General features: G+C 66.3%; 14 protein-coding genes. 5 read left to right on the top strand and 9 right to left on the bottom strand.

The genetic code is table 11. The features are described from left to right. The 3 genes from arsB to NX773_RS15165 are packed head-to-tail and all read right to left on the bottom strand — an operon-like array spanning position 1 to position 1,948. A complete protein-coding gene (gene arsB, locus NX773_RS15155; protein WP_258857161.1) occupies positions 1–1,077 on the bottom strand; it encodes an ACR3 family arsenite efflux transporter in 1,077 nt (358 codons plus the stop codon). Positions 1,078–1,101: 24 nt separating this feature from the next. Next, entirely contained in the window at positions 1,102–1,608 is a 507-nt protein-coding gene (locus NX773_RS15160; protein ID WP_258857162.1) for an arsenate reductase ArsC, read from the bottom strand. Between the two features lie 10 nt (positions 1,609–1,618). After that, positions 1,619–1,948: an ArsR/SmtB family transcription factor gene (locus NX773_RS15165; RefSeq protein WP_258857163.1), complete on the bottom strand. Its 330-nt coding sequence runs from the start codon at positions 1,946–1,948 to the stop codon at positions 1,619–1,621. A 195-nt stretch (positions 1,949–2,143) separates the two neighbouring features. Between NX773_RS15165 and NX773_RS15170 the strand changes: the two genes are divergently transcribed. The 3 genes from NX773_RS15170 to NX773_RS15180 are packed head-to-tail and all read left to right on the top strand — an operon-like array spanning position 2,144 to position 5,188. After that, the gene (locus NX773_RS15170) at positions 2,144–3,610 is read left to right on the top strand and encodes an NAD(P)-binding protein (RefSeq protein WP_258857164.1); all 1,467 of its coding nucleotides are present in this window, start codon (positions 2,144–2,146) and stop codon (positions 3,608–3,610) included. Between the two features lie 2 nt (positions 3,611–3,612). Next, complete coding sequence (locus NX773_RS15175) at positions 3,613–4,836, top strand: MFS transporter (protein ID WP_258857165.1); 1,224 nt, start codon at positions 3,613–3,615, stop codon at positions 4,834–4,836. 34 nt (positions 4,837–4,870) lie between these two features. Further along, positions 4,871–5,188 carry an ArsR/SmtB family transcription factor gene (locus NX773_RS15180; protein ID WP_258857166.1) on the top strand — a complete coding sequence of 106 codons (318 nt, stop codon included), beginning with the start codon at positions 4,871–4,873 and terminating at the stop codon, positions 5,186–5,188. A 101-nt stretch (positions 5,189–5,289) separates the two neighbouring features. On the opposite strand, the gene NX773_RS15185 is transcribed toward NX773_RS15180, so the two are convergent. The 4 genes from NX773_RS15185 to NX773_RS15200 form a co-directional block, all read right to left on the bottom strand. Next, positions 5,290–5,679, bottom strand: a complete 390-nt coding sequence (locus NX773_RS15185) for a DUF1622 domain-containing protein (protein WP_258857167.1) — start codon at positions 5,677–5,679, stop codon at positions 5,290–5,292. A gap of 79 nt (positions 5,680–5,758) precedes the next feature. After that, the gene (locus tag NX773_RS15190) at positions 5,759–6,865 is read right to left on the bottom strand and encodes a mechanosensitive ion channel family protein (protein WP_258857168.1); all 1,107 of its coding nucleotides are present in this window, start codon (positions 6,863–6,865) and stop codon (positions 5,759–5,761) included. Positions 6,866–6,904: 39 nt separating this feature from the next. Beyond that, positions 6,905–8,350, bottom strand: a complete 1,446-nt coding sequence (locus NX773_RS15195; RefSeq protein WP_258857169.1) for a DUF389 domain-containing protein — start codon at positions 8,348–8,350, stop codon at positions 6,905–6,907. Positions 8,351–8,455: 105 nt separating this feature from the next. Next, positions 8,456–9,352, bottom strand: coding sequence for a LysR family transcriptional regulator ArgP (locus NX773_RS15200; RefSeq protein ID WP_258857170.1), 897 nt, complete (start codon positions 9,350–9,352; stop codon positions 8,456–8,458). Positions 9,353–9,455: 103 nt separating this feature from the next. Here NX773_RS15200 and NX773_RS15205 point away from each other — a divergent pair, with 103 nt between their 5' ends. Further along, positions 9,456–10,070 (top strand): LysE/ArgO family amino acid transporter, encoded by a 615-nt coding sequence (locus NX773_RS15205; protein ID WP_258857171.1) that lies wholly within the window; start codon positions 9,456–9,458, stop codon positions 10,068–10,070. Between the two features lie 21 nt (positions 10,071–10,091). On the opposite strand, the gene ilvD is transcribed toward NX773_RS15205, so the two are convergent. Beyond that, positions 10,092–11,954, bottom strand: a complete 1,863-nt coding sequence (gene ilvD, locus NX773_RS15210) for a dihydroxy-acid dehydratase (protein WP_258857172.1) — start codon at positions 11,952–11,954, stop codon at positions 10,092–10,094. Positions 11,955–12,070: 116 nt separating this feature from the next. Next, a complete protein-coding gene (locus tag NX773_RS15215; protein WP_258857173.1) occupies positions 12,071–14,119 on the bottom strand; it encodes a M13 family metallopeptidase in 2,049 nt (682 codons plus the stop codon). A 195-nt stretch (positions 14,120–14,314) separates the two neighbouring features. Between NX773_RS15215 and NX773_RS15220 the strand changes: the two genes are divergently transcribed. Further along, entirely contained in the window at positions 14,315–14,761 is a 447-nt protein-coding gene (locus tag NX773_RS15220) for an acyl-CoA thioesterase (protein WP_258857174.1), read from the top strand. The last annotated feature ends 18 nt before the right edge of the window (positions 14,762–14,779 follow it).

Below are 14,779 nucleotides of genomic sequence, written 5' to 3' on the forward strand. Positions count from 1 at the left end.
TTATGCAGCGCGGCCCGCGTCGTACCAGCCCTGGCTCGCGTTGACGACGCGTACCACCAGCAGCATCACCGGCACTTCGATCAGCACGCCGACCACGGTCGCGAGCGCCGCGCCGGATTCGAACCCGAACAGGCTGATCGCGGCGGCCACGGCCAGCTCGAAGAAGTTCGATGCGCCGATCAGGGCCGAAGGGCAGGCGACGCAATGCTTCTCGCCCGCCTTGCGGTTGAGCCAGTAGGCCAGCGCCGAGTTGAAGAAGACCTGGATCAGGATCGGCACCGCCAGCAGTGCGATGACCGTTGGCTGTTTCAGGATCGCGTCACCCTGGAAGGCAAACAACAGCACCAGCGTGAGCAGCAGGGCCGAAATCGACCATGGCGCGATGCGGCCGATCGCCGTATCGAACACCGCCTGGCCCTTGGCCAGCAGCGCGCGGCGCAGCCACTGGGCGATGAGCACCGGGATCACGATGTACAGGATCACCGAGACGATCAGGGTCTCCCACGGCACGGTGATGCTGGACACACCGAGCAGCAGCGCGACGATCGGCGCAAAGGCAAACACCATGATCAGGTCGTTCAGGGCTACCTGGGACAACGTAAAGTACGGGTCGCCGTTGGTAAGCCGGCTCCAGACGAACACCATCGCGGTGCACGGCGCTGCCGCCAGCAGGATCAGGCCGGCGATGTAGCTGTCAAGCTGGCCTGCGGGCAGCATCGGTGCGAACAGGTGCCGAATGAAGATCCAGCCCAGCAAGGCCATCGAAAACGGCTTGACGAGCCAGTTGACGAACAGCGTCACGCCGATGCCCTTGACGTGCGCGCGGACCTGGTCCAGCGCGCCGAAGTCGATCTTGACCAGCATCGGGATGATCATCACCCAGATGAGTACACCGACAGGCAGGTTCACCTTCGCGATCTCCATCGCCCCGACGGCCTTGAACAGGCCAGGGAAGGCCTGGCCGAGCAGGATGCCGGCGACGATGCACAGGCCGACCCAGGCTGTCAGGTAACGTTCAAAAAATCCCAGCGGGGCAGGGGCGGCCCGGGTGCTGCTCACTTCACATTGCACGGACATGCGTTGCTCTCTTCCTGGTTCGTTTTACAGCGGCAGATTGCCGATTTCCCTGATGGCGCGGCGCCGGGCGTCCGCATCCATCGACTCGATCGGCAGGGCCACGAAGGCCTCGATGCGGCGCCTGATCTGGGCAAACACCGTCGCGAATGCCGCGCGCTTTTCTTCATCCGAGCCGGTGACCGCGGCCGGGTCTTCATAGCCCCAGTGCGCGGTCGCGGGCTTGCCAGGCCAGAAGGGACAGGCTTCGCCGGCGGCGTTGTCGCAGACGGTGATGATGAAGTCCATGTGCGGCGCGGCGGGCAGCGCGAATTCGTCCCAGCTCTTGCTGCGCAGCCCGTCGGTGGGGTAGGCCGGGTCCAGTCCCTTGATCTGCTCGATGGCGAACGGGTTGATGGCGCCGGTGGGCTTGCTGCCGGCCGAGTAGCCAGTGAAGCGGCCCTGGCCGAGGATGGTGGCCAGGGCTTCGGATATGACGCTGCGCGCGGAATTGCCGGTGCAGAGGAAGAGGATGTTGTAGGTACTGGTGGTCATGAGGATCGGCTTAGTCAGTTGTGGCCCAGCCGTTAGCAGGCGCCGGGACGCAGGAAGCGCCGCTGCAGCAGTTCTCGGTCAGGAAGGCGAGCAAGCCGTTCATCTTGTCGAAGTTGGCGGAATAGATGACGAAGCGGCCCTCGTGCCGGGGCAGGATCAGGCCCGCGTGGGTCAACTCTTTCAGGTGGAAGGACATGGAGGATGCGGGCGCGCCGAGCGCCTCGGAGATCTTGCTGGCCGCGAGGCCCTCCGGCCCGGCCTGAACGAGCAGCCGGAACGTGGAAAGGCGCGATTCCTGCGCCAGTGCGGCAAGGGCAGTGATGGCGTCTGTGGTGTTCATCTCAAGCCTTTCAATTTGATTGTTCGAGTATAGTCGAAATCTTTGACCGAGGACAGCGACACGAAGAATCATTTCGATATTTCTAGAAATGTGTTGACGAACGGAATTGCCCTTGCTATTGTTTGTTCGTCGAATTACGAACGATTAATTCGCCCATTCTTGAATGCAGTGCAGGACAATACAAGGAGAAGAACGATGAGTACGGATACGACCCCAGACAATCTTCCTGTTGCAGTGCTGGGCGCTGGCCCGGTGGGACTGGCCTCTGCCGCCCATCTGCTCGCACGCGGGCTGACCCCGCTGGTCCTTGAGGCCGGCTCTGCCGTCGCGGCCAACCTCGCCACCTACCGCCATGTGCGGCTGTTCTCACCGTGGCAGTTCAATGTGGACAAGGCCGCGCGCCGCCTGTTGCTGCAACACGGCTGGAATGCGCCCGCCGACGATGGCTTGCCGACCGCCGGCGAGCTGGTGGACCAGTACCTTGCGCCGTTGGCCAGCCTTCCTGCGCTCGCACCGCATCTCAAGTTCGGCCAGCGCGTTATCGCGATCACCCGCGCCGGTTTCGACAAAGTGAAGACCAAGGGCAGGGAAGCGGCGCCTTTCATTGTGCGCACGCAGACGGCCGAGGGCCCACAGGAATTCCTGGCGCGCGCGGTGATCGACGCCACCGGCACCTGGTCCCATCCCAATCCCCTCGGCGCGAACGGGATCGCGGCGATCGGCGAAAGCGCGCTGTGCGAACGCATCGCCTACGGCATGCCGGATGTGGCGGGCCAGGAACGCTCGCGCTACGCGGGCCATCGGGTGCTGGTCGTCGGCGCGGGACACTCGGCAGCCGGCAGCTTGCTGGCCCTTGCCCAGCTGGCGGAACAGGACCCGCGCACCAGCATCGTGTGGGCGACCAGGAGCGGCCAGCTGGCGCGTGTCTTCGGTGGGGGCGACGCCGATGGCTTGCGTGCGCGCGGCCAGCTTGGCCAGCGCTTGAAGGCGCTGCGCGATTCGGGTTCGCTCGAGATGCACCAGGACTTCCGCATCCGCGAGATCGTCGGATCCGGCGGCAAGCTGCGCGTGATCGGTGAACCGAAAGACGGCGCCGCGCCGGCGATCGACGGCATCGACCGCATTGTGTGCGCCACCGGCGCGCGACCGGACCTTTCCATCACCCGCGAGCTGCGCGTGCGGCATGACCCCTGGCTGGAGAGCACGGACCTGCTCGCGCCGCTGATCGACCCGAACGAACACAGCTGCGGCTCCGTGCGTCCGCACGGGCACCGCGAACTGGCGCATCCCGAATCCGGCTACTACGCCGTTGGCGCAAAGAGCTACGGCCGCGCCCCCAACTTCCTGATGGCGACCGGGTACGAACAGGTGCGCTCGGTGGTCGCCGCGCTCGCCGGGGACATGGGCGCTGCCGACGATGTGCAGCTTGAGTTGCCCGAGACGGGTGTGTGCAATACCCGCCTGGCCTACGAGGACGCGGAGACGGAAAAGCGCTCCGGTTGCTGCGGCGGCCCCGGGCCGCGCGGCAATGCGCAGGACCAGTCCTCCGGCTGCTGCGGTGACGCCAAACCCGCCGCGGGCACCGGCACGCTTCGACTCAAGGAGCTGCCTGCGCGCTGGTTCCGTATGCTGGCGCTGTCCGGCGCACACTGCTGCGCGTGAAGATGTCGGGAACATCCACCGCACACGCCCGCGCAACCGTTGGCATTCTCGCCGTCACGCAAATCACCTCCTGGGGGGCGCTCTACTATGCCTTTGCGGTGGTGGCGCCGCGCATCCAGGCCGAGCTTGGGATGGGGCCGGAGCTCGTGTTTGGCGCCTTCTCATGGAGTTTGCTGGTTTCCGGACTGGCCGCCACCCCGGTAGGCGTGCTGCTCGACCGCTTCGGCGGGCGCTACGTCATGGCAGCCGGTTCCCTGCTCAGCGCACTAGGCCTGGCTTGGCTCGGTAGCGCGAGCGGCGTGGTCTCTTACTACGGCGCCTGGAGCCTGATCGGCCTGGCGATGGCGCTCACGCTGTACGAGGCGGCGTTCGCGACCATCAACCGCGAGCTCGCTTCCGGCGCGCGCCGGGCCATCTCGACGCTGACGCTGTTCGGCGGCCTTGCCAGTACCTTGTTCTGGCCGCTGACGAGCTGGCTCGACGCCAGGCTGGGATGGCGCGCCACCTTCCTGTGGTATGCCGGCGCGCAAGCGCTGGTGTGCTTTCCCCTGCATTTGCTGCTCGGCCGTGGTGGCGTTTCCAGCAGAGCGGCAAGAACCGCCAGTGCGAAGGGGCATACCCTGGCGCAGGCTGTCCGCCAGCCGGTGTTCTGGATGCTGGCATTCGCTTTTTCGGCCAACACCTTTGTCTTTTCCGCGATGGCGGCCCACCTGATCCCGTTGCTGCGCCAGCTTGGGGTGGCGGCGGGAACTGCGGTCCTGCTGGCCGCCATGATTGGCCCCATGCAGGTAGCGGGCCGGCTGTGCGAAATGGCATTTGCATGCAGGGTGACGCCGCAGGGCGTTGGCAAGCTCACGTTCGCCACGCTGCCCGCCGCGTTGCTGATCCTTTACCTCGGCGGCGCGCAGGCGTCGGCCGCGGCCGCATTCTGCATCCTGTACGGGCTCAGTAACGGGATCCTGACCATCGTGCGCGGCACTTTGCCGCAAGCGCTGTTCGGCAGCGAGCACTATGGTGCGATTGCCGGCGCGATGGCAGCGCCATCGCTGCTGTCAAAGGCCGCGGGCCCTTTGCTGGCGGCCATGTTCCTGCACGCCTCCGGCACACCGTCGGGGCTAGTGCTGGTGATGCTCGCGGTCTCGGTGATCTCGTTCGCCTTCTATCTGGCGGCCGTACGGGTGGCGCGTGGCCGTTCGAGCGCATCGCTCGCTATGCCCGTTGACTGATGTTATGCTGATCCGCCCGACAACCGATGACCCGATGACCAGTTCCTGCTGCGGCCCGCGCCCGGGCGCAAACGACGCCCCCGACATTGACGCCGATGACCTTGCGCGCATGTGCAAAGCGCTCGGCCATCCTGCCCGCGTGCGCCTGCTCAGGCACCTGGCGGACTATGGCGATTGCTATTTCGGGAAGCTGACCGACGTGCTGCCGCTGGCCGCCTCCACGATCTCGCAGCACGTCACGATCCTGAAAGAGGCCGGCCTGATCGAAGGCGCGGCCGACGACAAGCGTGTGTGCTATTGCGTCAACAAGGAACGGCTGGCGCAGTTGAAGCAGGCGATCGGGCTTCTGTAGCATTCGCTGGCCGAGCGTTTCATGATGTTCGCGCGGCCAAACCGGCCGCCGATTCATGAGCGGGATTCGCACGGGCCGCAAGTCGCCAGCAACCGTTGACCTTAGTGTGACCGGTCCGCAATCGCCTGGTGCTGTTTCAGCGCCGGCTCCTCGCTGGCCTGCTCGTCCTTCATCTCGCGGCTGAGGAAGAAGTTCAGCGCTGTTCGGATGATCGCGATGGCGGCCAGTTTGCCGATCCGGTCCCAGCTCGGCGCGACCGACGTGGACAGGATGTCGGCTGCCAGCTGCAGTTCCAGCGCAAGGGTCAGGAAACGCGCGAATGACAGCCGGATCGGGGTGAAGCGGGCCTGCTGGCTGACGGTGGCGTGCCGGACCAGGCCGACGACGACCACGACCACGCCGGCCGCGATGATCAGGGCGCCCAGCGTCTCCACCAGCAGCCGCAGCCATTCCACGTAGTACTGTACCTGTTCCTCGACCTGGCCGAACATGCATGCCCCCCAGGCCACATGCTAGCCGAACAGGTCGTTTGAGGACGTACGATTGCTGCAGCCTGGCCGAGCCCGCGGCTCATGCCGGGTCGGTGGTGGGAACCCCCTTGCCGCTGACTGTGCCGGCGACCGAAGTCACCCCCACGGCGGCGGCATCGACCAGGTGCAGGGTCTGCGTCGGGAATGCAAATTCGATGCCGCGCCGCCCGAACTCGACGTACAGCTGGACGTAGATTTCCTGCTGCACGTCCATGTACACCTTGAAATCGGGGTCGTTGACGATGTAGACGGCCTCGAAGTTGAGCGAGGAGGGCCCGAAGCCGCTGAAATGGGCGCGGTCGAACGTCACCGCCGGCTGGGCGCGGATGATATTCTCGATCAGCTGCGGAATCACCCGGATGTCGCTCTCGGAGATGCCGTACACCACGCCAATGGTAAAGACGATTCGGCGGCTCTCCATGCGCTTCATGTTGTGAATGCGGCTCTTGAGCAGGTCGGCGTTCGAGAACACGATCTGCTCGCCGTTCAGGCTGCGCACACGCGTGGTCTTCAGCCCCACATGCTCCACTGTGCCGGCGACGCCGCTGACGTTGATCGAATCGCCGATCACGAACGGCTTGTCGAGCACGATCGACAGGGAGGCGAACAGGTCGCCCAGAATGTTCTGCACCGCGAGTGCGACCGCGATACCGCCAATGCCCAGGCTCGCCACCAGCGTCGTGATGTTGAAGCCGAGGTTGTCCAGCACCATCAGCGCGATGATCGCCCACAAGGCCAGACGGGCGACGAACCCGATCGCCGCCGCCGAGGTGGCGCGCGCCGGGTCTTCGTCGCGGCGCGCACGGTAGTAGCCAAGCCATGCGCGCACGCCGCGGTCCGCCCAGATCGCAACCTGGAGCAGGGCGGCGGTGATGGCGGCGCGCTGCAGGAACAGGTGGGCGCCGGCGCTCAGCCGCAGCGTGGCCGCGCCCGCGTACAGCCCCACCGCCGCCAGCAGCACGAGATGGGTCGAGTCGAGTGCCGCGACGGCGATGTCGTCAATGCGCGTTTCGGTGCGCGCCGCCAGAACGCCAAGGCGGCGCACCAGCACCCGCTTGACCACGACCAGGCCGAGTGTGACGGCAACGGCGATGGCGGTGGCGGCGGTCCAGGCGCTGGTCGTGTTATCGAGGAAAACGTAATTCATCCAGTGATCCTTTGGGCAAATTGCAGAGGAGGGCGCTATTCAGGTGCGCTTGTCCGAGCCGGATTTGCGCCGCTTGTTCTGTGCCACTGCCGCCGGTTGTGGTCGAGCGGGAAGCTGGACCAGTTCCAGCCGGGCTCCGTGCAGGCGCACCCCGAGGCCGGCCTTGATCCGGTCCAGATCGCCATTGTCCAATGCCGGCTGGGCCTGGATCAGCACGACCGTGACCGGCGCCGGCGCCTGGTTGCCGGCGGCCGGCGCGGTGGCTGGCGTGGCCTCATTTGCCGGGGCCGCGGTATCCGGCCGGGTTGCCGCAGTACCGTCGGCGATCGAAATTCTCTCGATGGACGGGTACTGCGCCAGCACCTCCTGAATGATCTCGCCTTGCAGCGCCTTCGCTTCCTGCATCTTCGACAGCTGCAGGTTCAGCTCATCGGCCTTGGATGCGCGGTCGCGCAGCTCGTCGATGGTGCTGTTGTAGATGTCGCGTTTGAGCTCGTCGCGCAGGGCCGCCAGGTCCACCTTCTCCTGCCCCACGTGCCGCACCACCAGCGTCGCCTTGGCGAAGCCGCCCGAGCGCAGTTGGCCGGACAGCCGTGCCTGCGCGGCCGCAGTCAGCGGGTTGCCGCCCAGCGTGACGGCCACGCGGCGCGCCCGCACCGAGACGTCGCGCGAGAGGATGAAGGAGCCCGGCTGGGTCTCGAGCTCGCGCAGCACTTCCTTGCTGGTGGCGAGGAACATCTGGTCGCGCACCATACCATAGGCAAGGTAGCCGCTGGGCAGGGCCAGCGCCAGCACCCCGATCGCGATCACGGCGTGGGCGCGGCGCTGCAGCGTGGGGGTTGCCTGTTCGTGTTCCGGAAAGCCCATCAGCTTGACGAACAGGAAGGTGGACAGCGCGATGAAAAACGCGTTGATGGCGAACAGATAGGCCGCGCCCAACAGGAAGTCCCAGTTGTGCGTGGCCAGGCCGTAGCCGACGGTGCACAGCGGCGGCATCAGCGCGGTGGCGATGGCCGCACCCGGAATCACGGTCGATTCCTCGCGCCGGGTCTGGGCGATGATGCCGGCGCAGCCGCCGAAGAACGCGATCAGCACGTCCCACAGGTTGGGTGTGGTGCGGGCGACCAGTTCCGACTGCGCCTGGGTCAGCGGGCTGACCAGGAAATACAGGCTCGAGGTCAGCACGCTCAGGACGGCAAAGATCAGCAGGCTGCGCGCGGCGCTGCGAATCAGGGCAAAGTCGCTGATGGCCGCGCCATAGCCGATGCCAAGGATTGGCCGCATCAACGGGGAGATGAGCATGGCGCCGATGATCACGGCCGCCGAGTTGACGTTCAGGCCAACCGAGGCAATGAGAATGGCGAAGAACAGCACCCAGAGGTTGGTCCCGCCGATGCGCACGCCGGCGCGGATGCTGTGGTCGATAACGTCGTGGTCGTGCTGGTCCTGCCTGAGGTCGAAGAGGTTTTTGAGGGCATGAAACATCAATGCGGCCTTTTCTGTCGGGCGCCGCGCGCAGCGGTGCCGGTGAGAGGAGCTGCCGCGGGCAGCCGTCGAAGGCTGTATCCTAACTCAACAATTGCCTCTGCATCAGGCCGGCAGCGGCAACAGGACCGAACGCGACGCCTGCAGCAGCGCCGCGCCCATGCGCTCCAGGCGCGCCGGCTGGATCCGCCACGCATGCCAGTACAGCGGAACGTCCACGTGCAGGCCCGGCGTCAGGTCCACCAGCGCGCCGGCTTGCAGCATCGTCGCGCACTGTTCCAGGGGCAGCATGCCGTAGCCCAGGCCCAGCCGAATCGCTTCGGCGTAGGGTTCGCTGGCCGGCACATAGTGGAACGGATACGCGCCTTCCGGCAGGCCGAAGTGCTGCAGCAGAAAGTTGGTCTGCAACAGGTCCTTGCGATCGAAGACCATCACCGGAGCGCGCCGCGCGGCCTCGCGGTTCATCCCGGCCGGGAACCAGCGCCTGGCAAACTCCGGCGCGGCGACCATGCGGTAGCGCATCAGGCCCAGCGGCGTGACGCTGCAGCCGCGCACCGGCGCGGCGACCGACGAAATGCAGGCGACCGCCTGGCCTTGTTCGAGCAGGGCCGCAGTGTGCCCCTGGTTGTCCAGCACGAACTCGACCAGCAACTGTTCCGTGAGCAGGATGGGCGCGAGCGCCGGCAACAGCCAGGTGGCGAGCGTGTCGTTGTTCACCGCGAGCGCAACGCGGGCCGGGCCGGCATCGTTGCTCAGCTCGGCAAGGAACTCCGCCTCCAGCAGCGCGCGCCGCCGCAGGAACTGCAGCAGCCGGATGCCGGCAGCGGTCGGCCGGCACGGACGGGAGCGCACGAGCAAGGGGGCGCCCATGTCGTGCTCGAGCGCGGCAATACGCTGCGAGACGGCCGATGGCGTGATGTGCAGCTGGACTGCCGCCTGCTCGAAGCTGCCGTGGTCGATGGCGGCGACAAACGCTTCGCTGCGGCGTGGATCGATGTTCATACAATTAGCACGGCTTATGGCTCGGTATATTTCGTTAATATAGTTGATGCGGCAGGGCGGGGGAAGGCATGCTCGGGTTTTCGACGAACAGAAGGAGCAAGCAGTGTTTTCCCAACAGGTTTTCGTGCAGGGACTGGGCATGGGCGCCAGCCTGATCATGCCGATCGGCGCCCAGAACGCCCATGTGATCCGCACCGCCATCCGCGGCCGGCACGTGGGGCTGACAGTGGTCATTTGCGTGCTGGTGGACGTGATCCTGATCGCCCTGGGGATGGCCGGCCTTGGCGCGGTGGTCGAGTCGTCGCCGCTGGTGCTGGCCGCCTGCCGTTACGGCGGAGCGGCCTTCCTGCTGTGGTACGGATTGCGTTGCCTTGGCAGTTCCTGGAAAGGCGGCGACGGGCCGTCACTGGCCGCGGGAGCACAGACCGGCACCGCAAGCACGGCGGTGGCCACGGTGCTGGCGATGTCGCTGCTTAATCCCCATGTGTACCTGGATACCGTGGTGCTGCTGGGCGCGGTGGGCAGCAGCTTGGCCGCAGGTCACCGCAGCTCGTTCGCGGCCGGCGCGATGGCGGCCTCGCTGTTGTGGTTCTCGGCACTGGGGCTGCTGGCGTGGCGCTGCGCTTTCGTGCTCGGCCGGCCAGCAGTGTGGCGCGTGGTGGAGGCGCTCACCGGCGCCACCATGCTGGTGCTGGCGGGATTGCTGCTGCGTGGCTGAAGCGAATCCCGCCGCGCGCGATCAGCGCTTCAGTTGCGACAGGTCGCGCACCGCGCCGCGGTCGGCCGAGGTGGTCAGCGCGGCGTAGGCTTGCAGCGCCTGCGACACCACGCGGTCGCGGTTGATGGGCTTCCAGGCATCCTGGCCGCGTGCCTCCATCGCGGCGCGGCGGCGCGCCAGTTCGTCGGCCGGCACGCGCAGGTCGATGCTGCGGTTGGGGATGTCGATGTCCACCGCATCGCCGTCCTCGATCAGGCCGATCGCGCCGCCTTCCGCCGCTTCGGGCGAAGCGTGGCCGATCACCAGGCCCGACGAGCCGCCCGAGAAGCGGCCGTCGGTGAACAGCGCGCAGGCCTTGCCCAGGCCCTTGGACTTGATGTACGAGGTGGGGTACAGCATCTCCTGCATTCCGGGGCCGCCCTTGGGACCTTCGTAACGGACGATGACGACGTCGCCGGCGTGCACCTGGTCGCCGAGGATGGCTTCCACCGCCGCGTCCTGGCTCTCGAACACGCGCGCCTTGCCGGAGAACTTGAGGATGCTCTCGTCCACGCCAGCGGTCTTCACGATGCAGCCTTTTTCGGCGATGTTCCCGTACAGGACCGCCAGGCCGCCGTCCTGCGAATAGGCGTGCTCGCGGTCGCGGATGCAGCCGTTGGCGCGATCGAGGTCGTTCTGCGCATAACGCTCGGACTGCGAGAACGCCACCTGGGTCGGCACGCCGCCCGGCGCGGCGCGGAACAGCTCGTGCACGGCCGGGTCGTCGCTCTTGCGAATGTCGTACTTTTCGATTGCCTCGGCCAGCGACTTGCTGTGCACCGATGGCACCGTGGTGTCGAGCAGGCCGGCGCGCGCCAGCTCACCCAAAATGGCGGTGATGCCGCCGGCGCGGTGCACGTCCTCAATGTGGAACTTGTCGGTCATGGGCGCGACCTTGCACAGGCAGGGCACCTTGCGAGAGATGCGGTCGATGTCGGCCATGGTGAACTCCACTTTGGCCTCGTGCGCGGCGGCCAGCAGGTGCAGCACGGTGTTGGTGGAGCCGCCCATCGACACGTCCAGCGCCATCGCGTTTTCGAAAGCGGCCTTGGTGGCGATGCTGCGCGGGAGGACCGATGCGTCGTCCTGTTCGTAATACCGTTTAGCCAGTTCCACGATCAGCCGGCCGGCGCGCAGGAACAGGTCCCGGCGGTCGGCGTGGGTGGCGACGATGGTGCCGTTGCCCGGCAAGGACAGGCCCAGCGCCTCGGTCAGGCAGTTCATCGAATTGGCGGTGAACATGCCGGAGCACGAGCCGCAGGTGGGGCAGGCCGAACGCTCGGCCTCGAGCACGTCGGCGTCGGACACGGCCGTGTCGCCGGCCTTGATCATGGCGTCGATCAGGTCCAGTTTGATGACCTTCTGGTCGTTGCCCACCACCTTGACCACCTTGCCCGCTTCCATCGGCCCGCCGGAGACGAACACCACTGGGATGTTCAGGCGCATGGCGGCCATCAGCATGCCGGGGGTGATCTTGTCGCAGTTGGAGATGCACACCATCGCGTCGGCGCAGTGCGCATTGACCATGTATTCGACCGAATCGGCGATCAGGTCGCGCGAGGGCAGCGAGTACAGCATGCCGCCGTGGCCCATGGCGATGCCGTCGTCCACCGCGATGGTGTTGAATTCCTTGGCCACGCCGCCGGCCGCCTCGATCTCGCGCGCGACCAGCTGGCCCAGGTCCTTCAGGTGCACGTGGCCCGGCACGAACTGGGTGAACGAGTTCACCACGGCGATGATCGGCTTGTCGAAGTCGCCGTCCTTCATGCCGGTGGCGCGCCACAGGGCGCGGGCGCCCGCCATGTTGCGGCCTTGGGTGGTGGTGCGGGAACGGTAGGTGGGCATGCGCTTGTCTCCTGGACTGCTGAATGAATTGCCCTAGGGTGCCGCAGGTGCTGTGATTTGTCCAATATGTCGTAAGAGGCCCTGTGATTCGCTATGCGTATCACAGGGCCTCCGGGCTACCACACCCGGCACTGCTGCGTGGCCGCGCGCACCATCTTCGCATTGGCCTTGCAGCTGAAGGCGCGGCTGAACGCGGGCAGGTTCGACAGCGGGGCGTTGACCCGGTACGCGGTCGGTGCATGGCTATCGGACTCGACCACCTTGTGCAGGAACTCGGGGGTGTGTGCCGTGCACCAGTTCTGCGCGAACCGATAGAAGAATCGCTGGGCCGGCGATGTGCCGCTGGCGTCCCGGCGGTAGAGGCTTGCCTCGCCAAGCCTTGCCTGCAGCGCTTCGAAGGCCAGGCGCAGCCCGCCGTAATCGGCCACGTTTTCCTGGTACTGGCGCTGGCCCTTCAGCTTCATGCCGGGCAGCGGCTCGTGTGCATTGGCCTGGTCGATCACGCATTGGCCCTGGTTTTCCTCGGCCTTGATGTCGGCGTCACTCCAGAGTTCCTGCTCACGCCCGTCGGGGCCGTACATGTGCATTTCGGCCACATGGACGAACTCGTGCGCGAAGACCGTGCCGAAGGTGGCGTAGTTCAGTTCCGGCGCGGCGTCGGCGTCAAAGCGCGGCGAACCGAGGTAGGCCGCGGTCATGATGATCGAATTCGACAGCGCGTCCGGAAAGCCGTTGGGCACCACGAGGCGCGCCGCCGCCATGCCATCCCCAACCCACGGGCTGACGATCATGTCCCAGGCGGTGAGGGAATGCTCCTTGCCCACGCGCGCCCACGTGCGGCGCTGTTCGTAAGTGCGCGCCGCCAGCACGTTGGACAGGAAGCCAGATGCGTCCAGCGGGTAGCTGCCGACCTCGGGCCACTGGTCAGGGAAGCCGATCTTCAGGTCGGTTTTGGCCAGCTTGTCCGCCGTCGCTTTCCTTCCTTCCGGCGAGAGCCATTGCGCGCCGGCGACGGCGGCGACGATGCGTTCCTTGATGTCGGAGGCGATCTTCTGCGCCGCGTCGCGCGCCTTCCAGCCCAGCACGCGGGTCGCGTACTGGCGCGAGAACTCGACCCCCATCGCGCGCACGGTGGCGTCGCGGCACTGGCCGACTGGGTTGCCCAGCTGGACGCGCAGCGCCGGGCTGAGGTCGCCGAAGGCAGCGTTGTAGGGCGACGGCAGTTCGCCGCGCAGCGAGAACAGGAACGACCACCGGATGAAGGCACGCAGCTCGGCCGGCGTGCGGGTGGACAGTTCCTTTTCGACCGCCTGCAGGTAAGCGGGCGATGTCAGGTTGACCACGCCGCCGGGCGGGGCGCCGGCCATCTCGAAGAAGTGGGGCCAGTCGATCGACGGCGCCAGTTGCGCAAGCTGGGCCAGCGTGCGTGGGTTTTCGGCCGCGTCCGCGTCGTAGCGGTTGCCCAGGTGCTTGCGCAGGGCCGCCACCATTGATGCCACCGCTGCCGCGTCGCGCCTGGCGTCTTCTTGTCCCATGCCGGCGGCGGCGAAGGTGCGCTCGACGGCCTGCTGGTTCCCAAAGAGATAAGGGTTGTTGATCTCGCCGCGGTAGCGGTCCCACTGCTTGCGGTCGGGCTGTCCGCTGTACTCGAAGAATGGCTCCACGCCGATGGCGTTCAACGCCAGCAGCAGATCCTGGATCTGGGCGGGCGACTGCGCGGCATCGATGCGGGCCAGCCATTGCTTGACGATCGCGCCATCGGACGCATTGCCGGCCAGGCAGGAGGAGTAGAAGGTCTTCAGCCGTGCAAGCTCGGGGTCGCCCGACACGTCCTGGGCAAACAGGGTCTCGAAACTGTGCTCGAGATTGGCTTCGAACTGCTGGCTGATCATATGGATCGTCGGATGCGCCGCGTCCGTCTTTGCCGTGGCAATGAAGCCGCCACAGGCCCGCAGGTAGAAGTCATCGCAGGCATCGACCGCGTTATCCATCGCCGCCAGCGAGATGGCGTTGCCGGTCACCGGCGCGGTCTTCTTGCGTTCCTGCGCGTGCGCCTTCTTGTGCGTGGCGGACGGCGCGGCGGCGTGGGCCTGCGCGCATGCGGCGCTTGCCAAGGCCAGAACAATGCCGGCGATGGCACGAGCGGATCGGTGCTGCTTTTGCATGTCGTTGTTTTCCTTCTCTCGGACGCGAAAGTGCGATAAATGGTTATCGGTGCGTCAATACCATACATTAAAATGTGAGCCAGTGGGACATCTGCATGCCACATTCTCGGGCACATTTGCGATGCGAGGCATTCGCGCTTATCCTTCGAGCGGAGCCGCTGGCCGGCCCGCATTCAAGTATCGAAGGAGCTGCATTTGAACTGGGACTATCCCAATCCGCACACCTGCGCCGTGGCCGCAACGGCCGCCGATATCGATGGCCTGAACCACACGAACAACGCGGTCTATGTGAAGTGGTGCGAGCAGGCGGCGTGGGCGCATTCCGAGGCGCTTGGCCTGTGTCTGGCCGATTATCGCCGGCTCGATCGCGCCATGGCGATCCGCCGCAGCGAGTACGACTACCTGCTGCCCACGTTCGGCGGCGAAGCCCTCCTGATCGGCACCTGGCTTGTCGCCAGCGATGGCAAGACGCGCATGCAGCGCCGGTTCCAGGTCGTGCGTGTGGCCGATGGCGCGACCGTGCTGCGCGGCTGCTGGGACCTGGTCTGCATCCAGCTGGGCACCGGCCGGGTCAGCCGCATGCCGGAAGAATTCAAGTCGGTCTACCTGCCGGCGGTTCAGGGCGATCAAAGCGCGACATAGACAAAACAGTAAGTTTTG

Origin of the sequence: Massilia solisilvae, assembly GCF_024753215.1 — a bacterium.
GTDB classification, from domain to species: domain Bacteria; phylum Pseudomonadota; class Gammaproteobacteria; order Burkholderiales; family Burkholderiaceae_D; genus Telluria; species Telluria solisilvae.

What these genes read in the sequence shown, in the direction of transcription:
- arsB (WP_258857161.1), bottom strand. Translation starts at nt 1,077, where the DNA reads ATGTCCGTGCAATGTGAAGTGAGCAGCACCCGGGCCGCCCCTGCCCCG.
- NX773_RS15160 (WP_258857162.1), bottom strand. Translation starts at nt 1,608, where the DNA reads ATGACCACCAGTACCTACAACATCCTCTTCCTCTGCACCGGCAATTCC.
- NX773_RS15165 (WP_258857163.1), bottom strand. Translation starts at nt 1,948, where the DNA reads ATGAACACCACAGACGCCATCACTGCCCTTGCCGCACTGGCGCAGGAA.
- NX773_RS15170 (WP_258857164.1), top strand. Translation starts at nt 2,144, where the DNA reads ATGAGTACGGATACGACCCCAGACAATCTTCCTGTTGCAGTGCTGGGC.
- NX773_RS15175 (WP_258857165.1), top strand. Translation starts at nt 3,613, where the DNA reads ATGTCGGGAACATCCACCGCACACGCCCGCGCAACCGTTGGCATTCTC.
- NX773_RS15180 (WP_258857166.1), top strand. Translation starts at nt 4,871, where the DNA reads ATGACCAGTTCCTGCTGCGGCCCGCGCCCGGGCGCAAACGACGCCCCC.
- NX773_RS15185 (WP_258857167.1), bottom strand. Translation starts at nt 5,679, where the DNA reads ATGTTCGGCCAGGTCGAGGAACAGGTACAGTACTACGTGGAATGGCTG.
- NX773_RS15190 (WP_258857168.1), bottom strand. Translation starts at nt 6,865, where the DNA reads ATGAATTACGTTTTCCTCGATAACACGACCAGCGCCTGGACCGCCGCC.
- NX773_RS15195 (WP_258857169.1), bottom strand. Translation starts at nt 8,350, where the DNA reads ATGTTTCATGCCCTCAAAAACCTCTTCGACCTCAGGCAGGACCAGCAC.
- NX773_RS15200 (WP_258857170.1), bottom strand. Translation starts at nt 9,352, where the DNA reads ATGAACATCGATCCACGCCGCAGCGAAGCGTTTGTCGCCGCCATCGAC.
- ilvD (WP_258857172.1), bottom strand. Translation starts at nt 11,954, where the DNA reads ATGCCCACCTACCGTTCCCGCACCACCACCCAAGGCCGCAACATGGCG.
- NX773_RS15215 (WP_258857173.1), bottom strand. Translation starts at nt 14,119, where the DNA reads ATGCAAAAGCAGCACCGATCCGCTCGTGCCATCGCCGGCATTGTTCTG.